Source organism: Streptomyces sp. SYP-A7185 (genome assembly GCF_046103685.1).
In the GTDB taxonomy this organism is placed as follows: domain Bacteria; phylum Actinomycetota; class Actinomycetes; order Streptomycetales; family Streptomycetaceae; genus Streptomyces.
In genome coordinates this window covers 8,032,973-8,046,237 of the sequence record NZ_CP122310.1, presented here as the reverse complement: position 1 = coordinate 8,046,237, position 13,265 = coordinate 8,032,973, and the positions used below count along the sequence as shown (strand labels likewise).

The 13,265-nt window shown below is 66.5% G+C and carries 13 protein-coding genes and 1 tRNA gene; 8 read left to right on the top strand and 6 right to left on the bottom strand.

Annotated elements, in window-relative coordinates; genetic code table 11:
* Positions 1-211: 211 nt before the first annotated feature.
* From QBL25_RS35210 to QBL25_RS35195, 4 genes are all read right to left on the bottom strand, one after another.
* Positions 212-1,300 carry an asparagine synthase-related protein gene (locus tag QBL25_RS35210; RefSeq protein WP_409060996.1) on the bottom strand — a complete coding sequence of 363 codons (1,089 nt, stop codon included), beginning with the start codon at positions 1,298-1,300 and terminating at the stop codon, positions 212-214.
* Positions 1,301-1,314: 14 nt separating this feature from the next.
* A complete protein-coding gene (locus QBL25_RS35205; RefSeq protein WP_409060995.1) occupies positions 1,315-1,938 on the bottom strand; it encodes a hypothetical protein in 624 nt (207 codons plus the stop codon).
* Positions 1,939-2,023: 85 nt separating this feature from the next.
* On the bottom strand, positions 2,024-2,206 hold the full coding sequence (locus QBL25_RS35200) for a hypothetical protein (RefSeq protein ID WP_409060994.1): 183 nt from the start codon (positions 2,204-2,206) through the stop codon (positions 2,024-2,026).
* Positions 2,207-2,464: 258 nt separating this feature from the next.
* Complete coding sequence (locus QBL25_RS35195) at positions 2,465-2,827, bottom strand: hypothetical protein (RefSeq protein WP_409060993.1); 363 nt, start codon at positions 2,825-2,827, stop codon at positions 2,465-2,467.
* Positions 2,828-2,979: 152 nt separating this feature from the next.
* Here QBL25_RS35195 and QBL25_RS35190 point away from each other — a divergent pair, with 152 nt between their 5' ends.
* The gene (locus tag QBL25_RS35190; RefSeq protein WP_409060992.1) at positions 2,980-4,329 is read left to right on the top strand and encodes a hypothetical protein; all 1,350 of its coding nucleotides are present in this window, start codon (positions 2,980-2,982) and stop codon (positions 4,327-4,329) included.
* A 152-nt stretch (positions 4,330-4,481) separates the two neighbouring features.
* Here the strand turns inward: QBL25_RS35190 and QBL25_RS35185 are convergent, their stop codons facing one another.
* A complete protein-coding gene (locus QBL25_RS35185; protein ID WP_409060991.1) occupies positions 4,482-5,213 on the bottom strand; it encodes a hypothetical protein in 732 nt (243 codons plus the stop codon).
* A 329-nt stretch (positions 5,214-5,542) separates the two neighbouring features.
* On the opposite strand from QBL25_RS35185, the gene QBL25_RS35180 reads away from it, so the two are divergent.
* From QBL25_RS35180 to QBL25_RS35160, 5 genes are all read left to right on the top strand, one after another.
* Positions 5,543-5,878, top strand: coding sequence for a CU044_2847 family protein (locus tag QBL25_RS35180; protein ID WP_409060990.1), 336 nt, complete (start codon positions 5,543-5,545; stop codon positions 5,876-5,878).
* Entirely contained in the window at positions 5,875-9,564 is a 3,690-nt protein-coding gene (locus QBL25_RS35175) for an N-6 DNA methylase (RefSeq protein ID WP_409060989.1), read from the top strand. Before QBL25_RS35180 ends, QBL25_RS35175 begins: the two co-directional genes overlap by 4 nt.
* A 155-nt stretch (positions 9,565-9,719) precedes the next feature.
* A complete protein-coding gene (locus tag QBL25_RS35170) occupies positions 9,720-10,013 on the top strand; it encodes a helix-turn-helix domain-containing protein (RefSeq protein ID WP_409060988.1) in 294 nt (97 codons plus the stop codon).
* Positions 10,014-10,037: 24 nt separating this feature from the next.
* Positions 10,038-10,202: a winged helix-turn-helix domain-containing protein gene (locus QBL25_RS35165; protein ID WP_409060987.1), complete on the top strand. Its 165-nt coding sequence runs from the start codon at positions 10,038-10,040 to the stop codon at positions 10,200-10,202.
* Positions 10,203-10,255: 53 nt separating this feature from the next.
* A complete protein-coding gene (locus QBL25_RS35160) occupies positions 10,256-10,813 on the top strand; it encodes a transposase (RefSeq protein WP_409062890.1) in 558 nt (185 codons plus the stop codon).
* A 788-nt stretch (positions 10,814-11,601) separates the two neighbouring features.
* On the opposite strand, the gene QBL25_RS35155 is transcribed toward QBL25_RS35160, so the two are convergent.
* Positions 11,602-11,675 (bottom strand) — tRNA-Pro (locus tag QBL25_RS35155).
* A gap of 205 nt (positions 11,676-11,880) precedes the next feature.
* Here QBL25_RS35155 and QBL25_RS35150 point away from each other — a divergent pair.
* The gene (locus QBL25_RS35150) at positions 11,881-12,303 is read left to right on the top strand and encodes a DUF309 domain-containing protein (protein WP_409060986.1); all 423 of its coding nucleotides are present in this window, start codon (positions 11,881-11,883) and stop codon (positions 12,301-12,303) included.
* A gap of 158 nt (positions 12,304-12,461) precedes the next feature.
* Entirely contained in the window at positions 12,462-13,244 is a 783-nt protein-coding gene (gene cobF / locus QBL25_RS35145) for a precorrin-6A synthase (deacetylating) (protein WP_409060985.1), read from the top strand.
* The last annotated feature ends 21 nt before the right edge of the window (positions 13,245-13,265 follow it).

Genomic DNA, 13,265 nt, shown 5'->3' with positions numbered 1-13,265 from the left:
CCAGGCCATCAGGGTGCCGGGCTTGGCGTCCCGGTAGTCGGGATGGGTAAAGGTGGTGGCCAGGAAGAGCGCTGGCTCGGCGCGCTCGCTATCGGTCCACCCCCATTCGGGGGTTTGGTCGTAGAGGCTGGTGAAGCCGATGCTCTCTCCCTCGGGAGAGAGCAGAGCCCAGACTGGGGTGTGGCCGTTCCCGGCCTGCGCGGCGATCTGTTCAGCCCGGCCCTCTTCTAGGAGGTCTGCGCCGCCGGCCTTGCCCGTGCGCAGCATCCAGGCGGCGCGGGCGCGGATCAGGTCGGCGTAGGCGGCGCGGTCGTGGGCGGTGGCGGGGCGCATCACGTACATGTTTTGGAGGCTCTGAGTGGTGGGCGGCGCGGTGGGCGAGGTCAGCGGCGACGACGTCGGCGAGGCGATCGTCTGTAGTGCGGATGTCGCCGGATTCGATGCGCGTCAGGGCTTGGGTGAGGGCGTCGGCGTCTACGAGCTTGGCGTCGATGAGGGAAGATCCCTGATCGAGAAGGCGCCGCACCTGTGCGGGCAGGGTGGTACGGATCGCGGTGTTCATGACGCCGGTGAAGTTCTCCGGCAGGGGTGGCTCGACGACCAGTTCGGACAGGCCCAGAGCGGCCAGCCTGCGGCGGTGCAGACTCTTGCGGGAGCGCCAGGAACAGGGCAGCCACTCGCCGAAGCGGATCATGCCCGGATCAGCGAAGGGGTGCAGCGGCCAGATCCCAGCCTCCAGCAGCAGCGGCGCGGCGGATGCCATGGCGAGCAGGGTCATTTCGTTGACGACGGCTGGCGGGCAGGTGTCCCCGTCCACGTCCATGAGAGCCTCGCGGGCGGCGGGGCCCAACCATTCGGTCATCGCGTGCCCCGGGCCCACGGGTGGGTGCGGGGCTTCCTGCGGAGTGAGGGCGACCATCTCGTCTCCTCCGATCCCGGTGACCACGGTACGGATGCCGGCCTCGGCCAGTTGGTAGACGAGGGCGGCGGTGGACTCGTGGTAGGGCTCCTCGTAGGGGTAGACGTATCCGCTCATGGCGCGTCGTCCATCCGGGTGCAAGGGTGGCAGGGCCGGCGTGGTGATGTCTGTGCGAAAGCGCCCGGTGCGGAGCATCTCGGCTCGGCGTGTGCGCTGTTGCTCGCCCATGGGTCCCGGGAGCAGCATCGCCGAAGCGGTGATCCGTCCGGGGTGGCGCAGTGACAGGTGGGTGGCGGTGACGGCCGAGTCGAAGCCGCCTGAGAGGTGCGCGCTGGTGGTGTCCGGGTCGTAGAGGTGCCGGTCGAGCACCGCATCGAGCATGCTGCCGTATGCGGTCAGTACATCAGCGTCGTCGGCGAGAGTGCGAGCCTTGGAGTGCAGCGCCGGGTCCGGCTGTTCGAAGCGGACCGGTCCCTGCCGTCGTAGCGGGCGGTCGTGCGCTCGGTCAGCCGGTACAGGCCGGTGAAACAGGTGTGATGGCTGTAGCGGAACCACAGGCTGAGCAGTCGCGCCGTCTCGGCGACATGGAAGTCCACGCGCGGCATGCGCTTGACGAGGTCGGCAGTGGTCCACGACCCGTGCAGCACACCATCGGCGGCGGTCAGATACACCGGGGCGGTGCCGTGTTCACCGGCCCCGACGCTGACCGAGCCGTCGGGCGCAAAATCGATGGCGATGAAGTTCAAGGGCCAGGCCAAGAGCTCCGCGCGAAGCCGACGGAAAGGGGTGGTGGTCAGCTCCACTACGGCACGTCGGGCATCGCCTGCCCGGTGGGCGTCACGCTCGCGGACATGGACAAGCGACTGTCCGGTGTCGCGGTCGGTAAGGGCGATCGCATCCAGGGATGGATGGTCGAGCGGGGCGACCCATGACGGGCCGCACTGAAGGCGGGTGTTGTTCCAAGCCCAGTCGTCGGCCTGGCGGCTCATCGGGGCGGGTTGGATGCGCAGTTTGAGCACGGGTCCTCCAAGTGGCGCGGTGCAAAGCCCGGCCGGGCGAGGTCTGGGCCTGCCCGGGCCTTGCATGCACGGGCGCTGGGGCGAGTCAGACCTTGAGGCTGTCGTACTCGTGGTTGGTGTCCGAGGAACCTGCTTCCTTCTTGTAGGCGAAGCGGGTTGCCAGATCAGGGATCTCGAACTGGGCGCGGTCGGTGAACAGCGGGCCCAGATCGATGCCGCCGAGTGTGGTGGCGTGCAGGCTGGTGGACTGGTCCAGGCGTTGCTTCACGGTGGTTTCCTTTCGTCGGTGGTACTTCGGGACGGGCGGATCTGCCCGCAGGACCCCGTACCGGGCCGCCTCCCAGCGGAGCGAGGGCGGCTGGTCCGGCCCGGCACGGGAGTTGGAGGAAGCGTCAGGCGCCCGCCAGGGTGTGGATGAGGAGCAGGCTGAAGGCGAGCACGACCGTCGATGCCAGCGCTGTGGTGACGACCGTCTCGGCCATCTTGGAGCGCACCGGGCGCCGAGAACGGTGGGCATCCCAATGGTTCACCGCATCGGCGCCATCGCGTTCTTGAGCAGACGGCATGCTCCGGCGAGAAGGTAGAGCCGGGCGGCCGGGTTGGTGAAAGCGCCGGTCTGCTGGTCGTGATGAACGGATCTGGCGTGGCCGATGCTGTCGGCGAGGACATCGCGAGCGCGTTGCTCGGCAGGACTGCGCCCCGGCATGCGGCCCAGGTGGTACTCGGCGGGCGTGATCAGCGCGGCCAGGTAGATGGCCAGTTCGGCGGCCACGGCGTCGGCGAGGCGGCTGCTGGGGTCAGCAACGGCCAGTCCTTCGGCGCGGTGAACGGCATTGTCGACGAGAGCCAGGTCCACGGGGTCGCTGGTCTGGTGGTGAGGGGTGGTCATGGGGGTCACCGTGGGCTCCCTGAGGTGGACGAGATGGTTCCGTCTGGTTCCTGACGTACAGCCAACTACCGGTCACTCTCGGCGGGTACCGTGAAGGAAGAGCGCGGACGTAAACGCCGTAAAAGCTGTCGGAGCTGGCGGGAGAATCACTCATGGCAGGCACCACGCGTACGCCGAACATCAGGCTGGCCAACCTTCTTGACCAGGGGCAATGCCAGCGCGAGGAGCTCGCCCGCGCCGTGAACCGCATTGGCGCCCTCGCCGGGGTGCCGCTGACCTACAGCGGCCAGTCGGTGTCGATGTGGTTGCGCGGGCACCAGCCAAAGCAACAGGTCAGGGCGATTGTGGTGGCCGCCCTGTCGGAGAAACTCGGCAGGCCCATCACGCACGAGGAAGCGGGCCTGGCCCTCCCCACGTCTGCCGGCGGCTCGCAACGCCTCGACACTGTGGAGGAGTTGATCGACCTGGGAAGGGCGGACATGGATCCCTCTCGACGCGGCGTTCTCGTTGCGGGTGTATTCACCGCGGCGCTGGCCGTGCCCGTTTTCGGCACGGCGGCGGCGCACGCCGGTGATCCGGTCTCACCGGGCAAGGCCACCACGCGGATCGGCGGCTCGCAGGTCGCCTCGGTGCGGCGCACCACCGTCAGGATCGCGGACATCCTGGACGAGGACGGCGCAGGTCACGCGCGGCCGATGGCGGCCGCTTTCCTGGTGAATACGGTCGGGCCGTGGATGAAGGCACAGGCGTCGGGCCCCGTCGCCGCCGACATGAAAGCCGCAGCCTCGGACCTGACGTATCTGACCGGCTGGATGGCGATGTACGAAAAGGACCACGCCGCCGCGCAGCGCTGGTATCTCAAAGCCCTCTCTCTCGCGGACGAGGCCGGGGATCATGTGACGTACTGCCGCACACTGCGGGGCATGTCGTTGCAGATGACGAGCCTTCGCCACGGCCGCAAGGGGCTGGAGTTCGCCGACAGCGCTGCCGAGGCCGCACCGCAGGCTGGCCCGCGCCTGGTGGCTTTCCTACGCGGCCAGCAGGCCCACGCCGCATCCATGGTCAAAGACCGCAGGCAGGCCCACACACGCCTGAGCGAGGCCGAAGCCGCACTGTCGAAGGCCGACAACCGGCGTGACGCGGTGGGCGGATACGACCGCACCGCCTGGCTCTTCCACCTCTCGCACGTCCTGTACGAAGAGCGGGACCTGCCCGGCAGCATCAAAGCGCTCCAGGACTCCATCAAGGTCCAGCCGGCACAGGAGCGGCAGGGTCGCGTGCACTCCTACGCCTTGCTGGCCCAGCGGCAGCTCGCCCACGGGCATCTGGATGCGGCGTGCGCCTCCTGGAACCGGTTCCTGGACGAGTACGAGCTCGTCTCCTCCGCGCGCGGCGACGAGCATTTCGGGACGATGCGCCGGGAGATGCGCGCTCATGCCAGCGCACGGCCGGTGAAGGAATTGGTGGGGCGGGCTCGGGAAGTCGCTGTCGTCAAAGCATGAGGATGCAAGGCCCAGGTTCCTCGGGAGGGTTGGGCACGGCCCTTCATGCCGAGCGAGCGTGCCGCCGGACCGAATGCCGCGAGGCCGCAGCAGGCCGTAGCCTGGGCGGCCTCCGCCGCGGCAGCGCTGCCTGCGAAAATATCCGCAACAAATCATGAGATTGCACCGACAACTCGTGGCCCAGTGCCAAGAGCGATTTCCGCGTACGTGCCCACCTCAGCAAGGGTGTCGTAGCCGCAGCAGTTGCCAGGGGTCAGCATGATTACGTGCCCCACGAAAGTATTGCCGGCGACGCCGAAGCGAACCGAGGACCATACAGAAACGCCGCCCGGGAGGATGAAGGAAGTGACGATAAGCGCCCGGATCGTGCGCGATTCAGAGCGAAAAGCGTCGCGCCACGTCCGGCCTCGCACCCCTGCTGTGATCCGTGAGCCGATCTCACCCAGCGCTACTACCCGCCTCCGGAGCCTGCGCCGTTCACGGCCTACAGGCGCCACCCCGTCGGAGAGCAGCCGCGACAATTCCGCCGCGTGCTGCCGCCATCGGGCACGGGGCACCGGGCGAGGGCGCCTCTCCGTCGCCCCACCGTACTGGTGGCGCGCGACGCCGAACACGATAAGCGCGCTCAGTACGAACCCGAGGACGCTCGCCCCCACGCCCTCACCGATCATGCTTGTGCTGATCCCTCCACCCAGGCCCCCTACGAAGGCCAGTACGGGAGTGGTGAACACCGCGAAATGGCGATCGTCCGAGATGGCATGCAGACGTCGCTCGAAGCGATCGATGCGCTTCCACAGCAGCAGCGACAACAACTCCCCCGTAAGCATTGGGAGGGCATAGACAATGTCGGCCGCGATCAACCCGACCAATAGGTACCTCTCCACGCCCCGCAGCGTAGACAACGGCTGCCCGCTCGTGGTCAGAAACTAGGAGCCGGCCGGCATGGCCGGGGTCGCTGTGACGCAGTGGTGAAGATCAGATATTCGGCGAAGGGGCTGGGTGGCGCGCAGGTGGAGGGCAGGGTCAGTACGCGTCCGCAGGAAAGACAGCCTGCGTCGAACACGCACAACCGTGCGACGGGACAACACGTGCAGATGCACGGAGATCAGATCGTCGAGCGAGAGGGCGATTTCAGCCGATGTCGTACCCACCGTTTAGGGGTCTTGAGGCCAGCACAGGGATATGAGGTATCACGCCTGACTGGGGGGAACGAATGGCCAAGCGTAACCTCACCGGCGACGGAAACGGTACGGCAGAGATTCTGTTGGAGGTGCAGCCGCGTTCGGTGTCAGGGGACCTCGCACCCCGCTTCGCTGTGCCTGAGCAGTTCGAGCGGCGTGCCGGGGAGATTGCCGACAGTGTGGCTCAGGTAGCCGAACAGTTCAGGTCCCGCCTTGAGCAGGTCCTACGCCCCTCCGAGGCGGGGTGGGGCGTCGAGTCGATCGAAGTCGGTTTCGACATCTCCGTCCAGGCCGACGTTGGGGTCATCATCGCCAAGGCCACGAGCGGAGCGACGTTCTCTGCCCGCCTGACCCTGCGAGCACGGTGACCTCCGTGCGCCTGGCTATCGGTCGGCTTTCGGACGCCGTGTCGGGTTCTTCCCTGGGGACCGTGTTCGCAGTGACGGACCGCTTCGCCCTCACAGCCTTTCACTGCGTCGGTGACCGTAAAACTGACAGAATCGCCGTACGTCGGCTGCGGTGTACATGGGAAGAGGGCTGGAACGAAGCCACCGTGCACGATGGTGACGCTATCAACGACGTCGCGCTGCTCCGACTCAAACGCAGACTCCCGACGGGGCTGCAGCCCGTCCCGGTCACCACAGAGGTGGCCGTCGATGTACCGTTCCGTGCCCCTGGAGCTCCGCACGACACCCCAGGTGTCTCCCTCTTCACCGCCTCAGGCACGGTCACATGGTCCACCCGGCGCCACGAGGAGGGTGCTCAGGTGATCCAGATCGCGTGCCTGGAAGCTGACCATCTGTCCATGCACGGGCTCAGTGGCGCGCCCGTCCTGGTTGGTTCACCCATGCGTGCGGTTGGTGTGATCCGCTGGAACGAACCGCGTCGTGAGGCACCGCAACTCGCCGCTGGCTCAACCTTGTTCGCGGCCCCCATCAGCGCCGTCATGGCGAAATGGCCCGATCTCTTCGCGTCCGAAGCAGATCGGGCCGAAGCCCGCGTCTTACTCGATCGCCTGGCACAGCCGGACACTCGCGGACCCGATCTCACGGTGCCTGAAGACATTAGGCGACTCCTTATCGTGGCGGGACTCGACCTTGGAGAACGGGACATCAGCCTCGGTGATGACCCCCGGCATCTCGAGGGGGGCACCCTCCATGTCGCACGCAGTTCCACCGTCATCCAGGTTAGAGAGGGACTCGGTGCCGACGGGACGCGCTCCGCCGCGGAGCACGATTTGGAAGAAGCGCTCGTCTTCCACGCACGTCGGAGTGGCCGACGGCACATCGGACTACTCACCGACGGAGTCACCTGGCACCTGTATCACCGGTCTGACGGTCGGCTTCAGCACGTGGAAGCGGCGACCTTTCAATCCGGGAAGTCTGCCCGAGGTGGCGCGGACCTGATCGCATGGCTGGAAGCGGTCCTCGCCACCAGACGCAACCTGCCGCCCACCCCACACGCGATTGACAGCAAACTCGGCGCCTCCAGCCCCGCCTACTCTCTCGCATCCGCGGAACTTACAGCGATCTATGCTCAGTGCCGCGATCTCTCAGTGGTCCGCCTGAAACGCGACATGTGGGCCAACCTGCTCACCACTGCCTCGGGCACGAGGTTCAGCGACGACGATGCCCTCTTCGTCGACCACTCCCTGCTCGTCGCTATGGCCGAGGTGATTGGGCACGCCGTGGTCGGCTTCCCGCTGGAGACTCCAGAGGTGGATGCCAAGGCCATCATGTCGGGCAAGTTTTTCACACAGTCTCAAGTCGGGGGCGTGGTCGAGTCCGACTTCTTCGATTGGATCGTTCATGTTCCGGCTGGCGAAAAATTCCTCATGGACCTTGCCCGGCGACTCAGCCGCTTCGCGTGGGGCGAGGTAGAACACGACGTATTAAAAGGGCTCTATGAATCCATTATCCCCAAGCATGTCCGGCACCGGCTCGGCGAGTACTACACCCCAGACTGGTTGGCCGAGGAAATCGTGGCGTCTTGCGTCCGCACCCCGCTGCATGACAGGGTCCTCGACGCGAGCTGTGGAAGCGGCACCTTCCTCTTCCACTCCGTACGCGCCTACATATCAGCCGCGCAAGCGGCAGGACACAATGAACTGGACATCATCAGAGGCGTGACCGAGCATGTCATCGGGTTCGATATCCACCCCGTTGCCGTCACCTTGGCCCGAGTGACATACCTGCTGGCTCTGGGCATGGAACGCCTTCGCACACCGGGACGGCCAGCATTCGCCGTCCCGGTATATCTAGCCGACGCCCTGCAATGGGATAGGGAGTCCACTCTATGGGGAAACGATCTTCAAATTCCGACCACTCTGGACCATGCAAGCCTTGTGCAAGATCCTGCGATACATGGCGGCAATATCTCGGATACGCTACAGTTTCCCGAAAGCTTGGTTTCAGATTCAGGAAAATTCGATCGACTCGTCACAGAATTTGCCGACAAAGCCACGAGGCGTGAGCGAGACTCAGCCGTGCCCTCCCTTGCCGGGACGTTCCGAAGGTTTGACATCTCGAAAGAAGACCGGCCCGGCTTACAGCAGACATTCGCCGTCATGTGTCGCTTGCACGACGAGGACCGCGACCACATCTGGGGCTACTACATCCGCAACCGAGCACGTCCCCTGTGGCTGGCGCGCCCAGACAATCGTGTCGACATCCTCATCGGAAACCCTCCGTGGCTCGCCTACCGCTACATGACGGAGCCGCAGAAGAAGGTATTTCGCAGCATGAGTACCGAGCGGCATCTATGGGTGGGCCGTAACGTGGCGACCCACCAGGACCTCTCAGCGCTCTTCGTGGTCCGCTGCGTGGAACGGTATTTGAGAAGCAACGGCAGGTTCGGTTTTGTCATGCCACTGGGAACCCTAGACCGAAGTCAGTACATAGGGTTTCGGGAAGGCCGCTTCTCAGTCGCGACGGAGACCGTGGACGCCGCCTTTGGTCGCCCGTGGGATCTGCAGCACGTCCAACCGAATTTCTTCCCCCAGTCCGTAGGGGTCGTGTTTGGCCAACGGCAGAGCGAAGGCAAAACCGCTGTTCCGCTGACCCTAGCCCCGGAGTGCTGGGCAGGAACCCTACCCAAAAAGACCGCTACCCGGTCGGAGGCGCGAACCCATCTTGTGCGAAGAGTCAGAGACGGTCCGCGGAAGCCGGAACCGCTACATCAGTCCCTCTATTCCGGGAGATTCTTTCAAGGCGCCAACCTAGTTCCCCGTTTCCTCTTCATCGTGGATGAAAAGGACAACGGACCGCTCGGCTCCGGCGGCGGCAGGCAAGCCGTCTCAAGCCGCCGAAGCCGCCTCGAGAAGAGGCCCTGGAAGGATCAGCCCACCCTCCACGGATCGGTTGAAGTACCTTTCATTCGACCCCTGTTCCTCGGTGAATCCATCCTGCCATTCCGAGCCCTCCCCCCTCTGCAGGCTGTGATCCCATGGGATGGCTCGCGTCTCCTCGACGGTGACAGCGAGGACCTCGACCAATACCCAGGGCTCGCGCACTGGTGGCGTCGAGCCGAGACGGCGTGGGTCGAGAACCGGTCAAGCGGGAGACTGTCCCTAGCCGGCCAGATCAACTACCAGAGAAAGCTGACGCAGCAGTTTCACACAGAAGGGCGCCGCGTCGTCTACACAAAGAGCGGGCTGTACCTGGCCGCTGCGATCGTTTCCACACCCCATGCCATCATCGATCACAAGCTGTACTGGGGCTCAGTAGCCGATTTGGACGAGGCGCGATTTCTGCTCTCGATCCTGAATTCCGCCACCCTCACCCGCCTGGTTCGTCCGCTTCAGGGCCGAGGCATGCACAACCCGCGCGATTTCGACAAGTACATCTTCAAACTCCCCATCCCCGTCTATGACTCCTCGCAGGCCACACACCAGCAGCTGGTCTCCTTGGCTGAGCGGGCCGAGCGCGTGGCAGCGGAAGTCGCCCTCCCTGCCGTCCGATTCGAGATCCAGCGCCGCCAGATCAGAGAGGCCCTTATGGGCGATGGAGTTGCGGCGGAGATTGACGCCATTGTGGCGACACTCTTGCAGTGCTGAACCTGCGGCACTTCGAGACTGCTTCACCACTGCTGAACAGCGATATACCCGAGGTCGGACATCATCGGGCCGTGCAGGCACAAGATGCCTACTGACTTCTTCGGGGTGTTGTCGGGAGGGGTGACGAGGGGTGATCCCTGCGGTAGGCCGGTGGTATGAGGTACGCGCAGGGCGGCGGGCTGACCGCAGAGCGACAGCGATTTCGCGAACGGATCCGGTTCGAGGCCGGCGAGCGGTTCGCGCGGGGCGAGAGAAACACGACGATCGCGAAGGACCTGCGGGTGAGCGAGCGGTCGGTGGAGCGCTGGCGTCGGGCCTGGCGCGAGGGCGGGATGGCCGCGCTTGCGTCCGCGGGACCGCCAAAGCTGCCCAAACTCAGTGATGACCGCTTCGTCGAGCTGGAGAAGGAGCTGGCCCGGGGGCCGGCCGTGCACGGCTGGGAGGACTAGCGCTGGACCCTGGCGAGGATCCGGGTGCTGATCTCGTGGCAGTTCGGGCTGGAGTGTTCTTCGGCGGCGGTGTGGCGGCTGCTGCGCCGGCACGGCTGGTCCTGGCAGTCACCCGCCCGCCGGGCTGTGGAGCGCGACGAGCACGCGGTGGAGTTGTGGAAGAAGGATGTGTGGCCGCAGGCGGAATGACTGCGGCGGCGCTCGGGGCGTTCATCGTCTTCGAGGACGAGGCGGGGTTCGGGATGACTGCATCCCGGGCCCGCACGTGGGGTCGGCGCGGGCAGACGCCGGTGGTGCGGGTGCGCGGCCGGTCCTGGCGCCGCTACTCGATCGCCGCCCTGTGCTGCTACCGGCCGGGCGAGCCCTCCCGGTTGATCTACCGGCCGCGCCGGCACCACAAGTACCGGGGTGCGGGACGCAATAGTTTCGCCTGGACCGACTACCGCGACCTGCTCGTGCGCGCGCACATCCAGCTCAGAGCCCCCATCGTCCTCATCTGGGACAATCTCAGCACCCACCGGGCCGCGGGGCTGCGGCAGTACGCGGACGAGCACGAATGGCTCACCATCGTGCAACTGCCGTCCTATGCGCCGGAGCTGAACCCTGTGGAGGGCGTGTGGTCGCTGCTGAGGCGCGGACCGCTGGCCAACATCGCCTACACCGATGACGACCACCTCGAACGCACCCTCCGCCGCAGCTTGCGGCAAATCCAGCGCCGCCCGAACCTGATCGACGGCTGCCTCACCGGCGCCGAACTGGAGCTGACCCACTACCCGACAACACCCCGAAGAAGTCAGTAACGGACAGATGCTTGTCGTGCGGTGGCAAGGCCGAAGGCTTGTTATTTGAGAGGCGTGCGCCGTGAAGCCGGCAACGGAGGTACACCCCAACAACGCAGGAGCGCCCAGATTGGCCTGTGCTGGGGCAGGGCCCCAGGCCCCCAGCCCATGGGGGACTCCATGCCTCAAGACAGCTGTAGTGAAGGCAGCACCGCCGTATGTACTGCACTGGCTGACACCTCAGGTGCCGAGGAACATCAACGGTCGCCGCCTTCCTCGGACCTGGCAAGTCAGACACCAGCCTCCCCGACGCACGTCCCCAGACGTGCCCAGCAAGACGCCCCACCCACTCAGCACATCTCCAAACCGCACCCTACAGACGCCAGCATCCACTTGCCTCCCGACAAGGGGACCTACCGGAGCAGCCTCCCCAGCCGGAGGCACCCTCCGACCTGCACAGCAACTCACCACCGCGTTCAACCTCTCGATGACGTGTGCACCGAGACGTCGAGTCCACGCAGTCATGGGGTCGGTGAAAAGCGTCAAGGAGTCGGGTGGGAGCACGGCCCCATGTCGAGTATTCGGACAAGGGGGCGAATGATGCGATCCCTTGCCTCGTACACCAGACCAGCCAGCGGAGACGCTCCCTGGGAGCACCCGGATCGGGTGACCAGCCGTCGCCTCCCGGTTGACGTCGCTCCCAGACTCCCGCTCCCTGGGAGCGCGGGGAGCCGCTCCCCGCTTCCAGAATTGCCCCCGAACACAAAGAAGGGGCCACCCGAAGATGGCCCCTGCCTGCGACGTTTCCGTCGGGACGACAGGATTTGAACCTGCGACCCCTTGACCCCCAGTCAAGTGCGCTACCAAGCTGCGCCACGTCCCGGTGCGCGTGTCTCGCGGTGTTTTGCGTGATCGCGCAGACAGAACTTTACCTCACGCCCGGGGGTGGTCCGCGCCCCCCGCCGCACCCCCCGGGGAGGGACAATCGCCGTATGAGCACCGCACCCCGACCCGATGACCGTGGCCGTGACCGTGATGCCGAGGGGCGGGCCCGTAACGCTCGGCCCCGGGATGGTCTCGGGCGGCCCTTGCCGTACGGCACCGAAGGCGTGGAGCGGCAGCCCGAGGGGGTCACGCGTACCCCCGATGAGACCGTCGCTCAGGCGCAGGCTCTGTTGGACGCCGGGCGGCCCTTCCACGCCCACGAGGTGTTCGAGGACGCCTGGAAGTCGGGGCCCGCGGACGAGCGCGACCTGTGGAAGGGGCTCGCCCAGCTGGCCGTTGGGCTGACCCACTCCGCCCGCGGCAACCTCACGGGCGGGGCGCGGCTGCTGCTCAGGGGAGCGGGTGCGATCGACGCGGGCGCGTGGGGGCGGCGGCCCCACGGCATCGATGTGGACGGCCTCATCACCTGGGCGCAGCAGTTGGCCAAGTCCCTGGAAGAGGACAGCTCCTCCGTCGACGCCGCCGAGCGCGCGCCACGACTGCGCGGTACCGCCGGCAGGGAGTAGGCAGGGAGTAGCGAACAGCGGGAGGCGTGGTGGGGCGGGTGCGGATCCGTCGCAGTCCCCCTCTCACCACCGGCCGGCCGACCGACCAGACGAACTGCCGACCTGCCCCGCCCCGCCCCGCCCGGCCTCCCGCCGCCCCCATGCGGCAGACTCACGGCGTGCGAAAGATTCATGTCATCGGTATTGGCGCGGGCGACCCCGAGCAGTTGACCCTGCAGGCCGTCAAGGCTCTGAAGAGCTGCGACGTGTTCTTCATCCTCGACAAGGGCGGGGAGAAGGACGACCTCGTCCAGCTGCGGCGTGATCTTCTCGACGCTCACCACGCCGACGGTGCCTATCGTGTCGTCGAGGCGCGGGATCCCGCGCGGGACCGGAAGGCCGGTGGCGCGGACTACTCCCCCGCCGTCGGCGACTGGCGCAGCCGTCGCGCGGACATCTACGAGCGGCTCATCGCCGACGAGCTCGGCGAGGACCAGAGCGGTGCCTTCCTGGTGTGGGGCGATCCCGCGCTGTACGACAGCACGCTCGGCATCCTGGAGGAGGTCCTCGACCGGGGTGCCGTGGACTTCTCGTACGACGTCGTGCCCGGCATCAGCAGCGTCTCCTCGCTCGCCGCCCGGCACCGCACCGGCCTGAACCGCGTCGCGCGCCCCGTGCAGATCACCACCGGGCGGCGTCTGGCCGACGGCGGTTTTCCCGAGGGTGTCGACGACGTCGTGGTGATGCTCGACGCCCACCAGGCGTTCCGCCGGTACCAGGGCGCCGAGGGCAGCGGTGACATGTACATCTACTGGGGTGCCTATATCGGGACCCCCGACGAGATCCTCGTCTCCGGGCCGCTCGACGAGGCCGCGCCCCGCATCGAAGCCCTCCGGGCCGAGGCCCGCGAGCGCAAGGGGTGGATCATGGACACCTATCTGCTGCGGCGCAACCTGGACTGAGCGATCGGGCCGGGCAATCGG

Excerpts from the sequence above, each read along its gene's own strand:
- QBL25_RS35210 (WP_409060996.1), bottom strand. The coding sequence starts at position 1,300 with ATGCTCGATGCGGTGCTCGACCGGCACCTCTACGACCCGGACACCACC.
- QBL25_RS35195 (WP_409060993.1), bottom strand. The coding sequence starts at position 2,827 with ATGACCACCCCTCACCACCAGACCAGCGACCCCGTGGACCTGGCTCTC.
- QBL25_RS35190 (WP_409060992.1), top strand. The coding sequence starts at position 2,980 with ATGGCAGGCACCACGCGTACGCCGAACATCAGGCTGGCCAACCTTCTT.
- QBL25_RS35180 (WP_409060990.1), top strand. The coding sequence starts at position 5,543 with ATGGCCAAGCGTAACCTCACCGGCGACGGAAACGGTACGGCAGAGATT.
- QBL25_RS35170 (WP_409060988.1), top strand. The coding sequence starts at position 9,720 with ATGAGGTACGCGCAGGGCGGCGGGCTGACCGCAGAGCGACAGCGATTT.
- QBL25_RS35160 (WP_409062890.1), top strand. The coding sequence starts at position 10,256 with ATGACTGCATCCCGGGCCCGCACGTGGGGTCGGCGCGGGCAGACGCCG.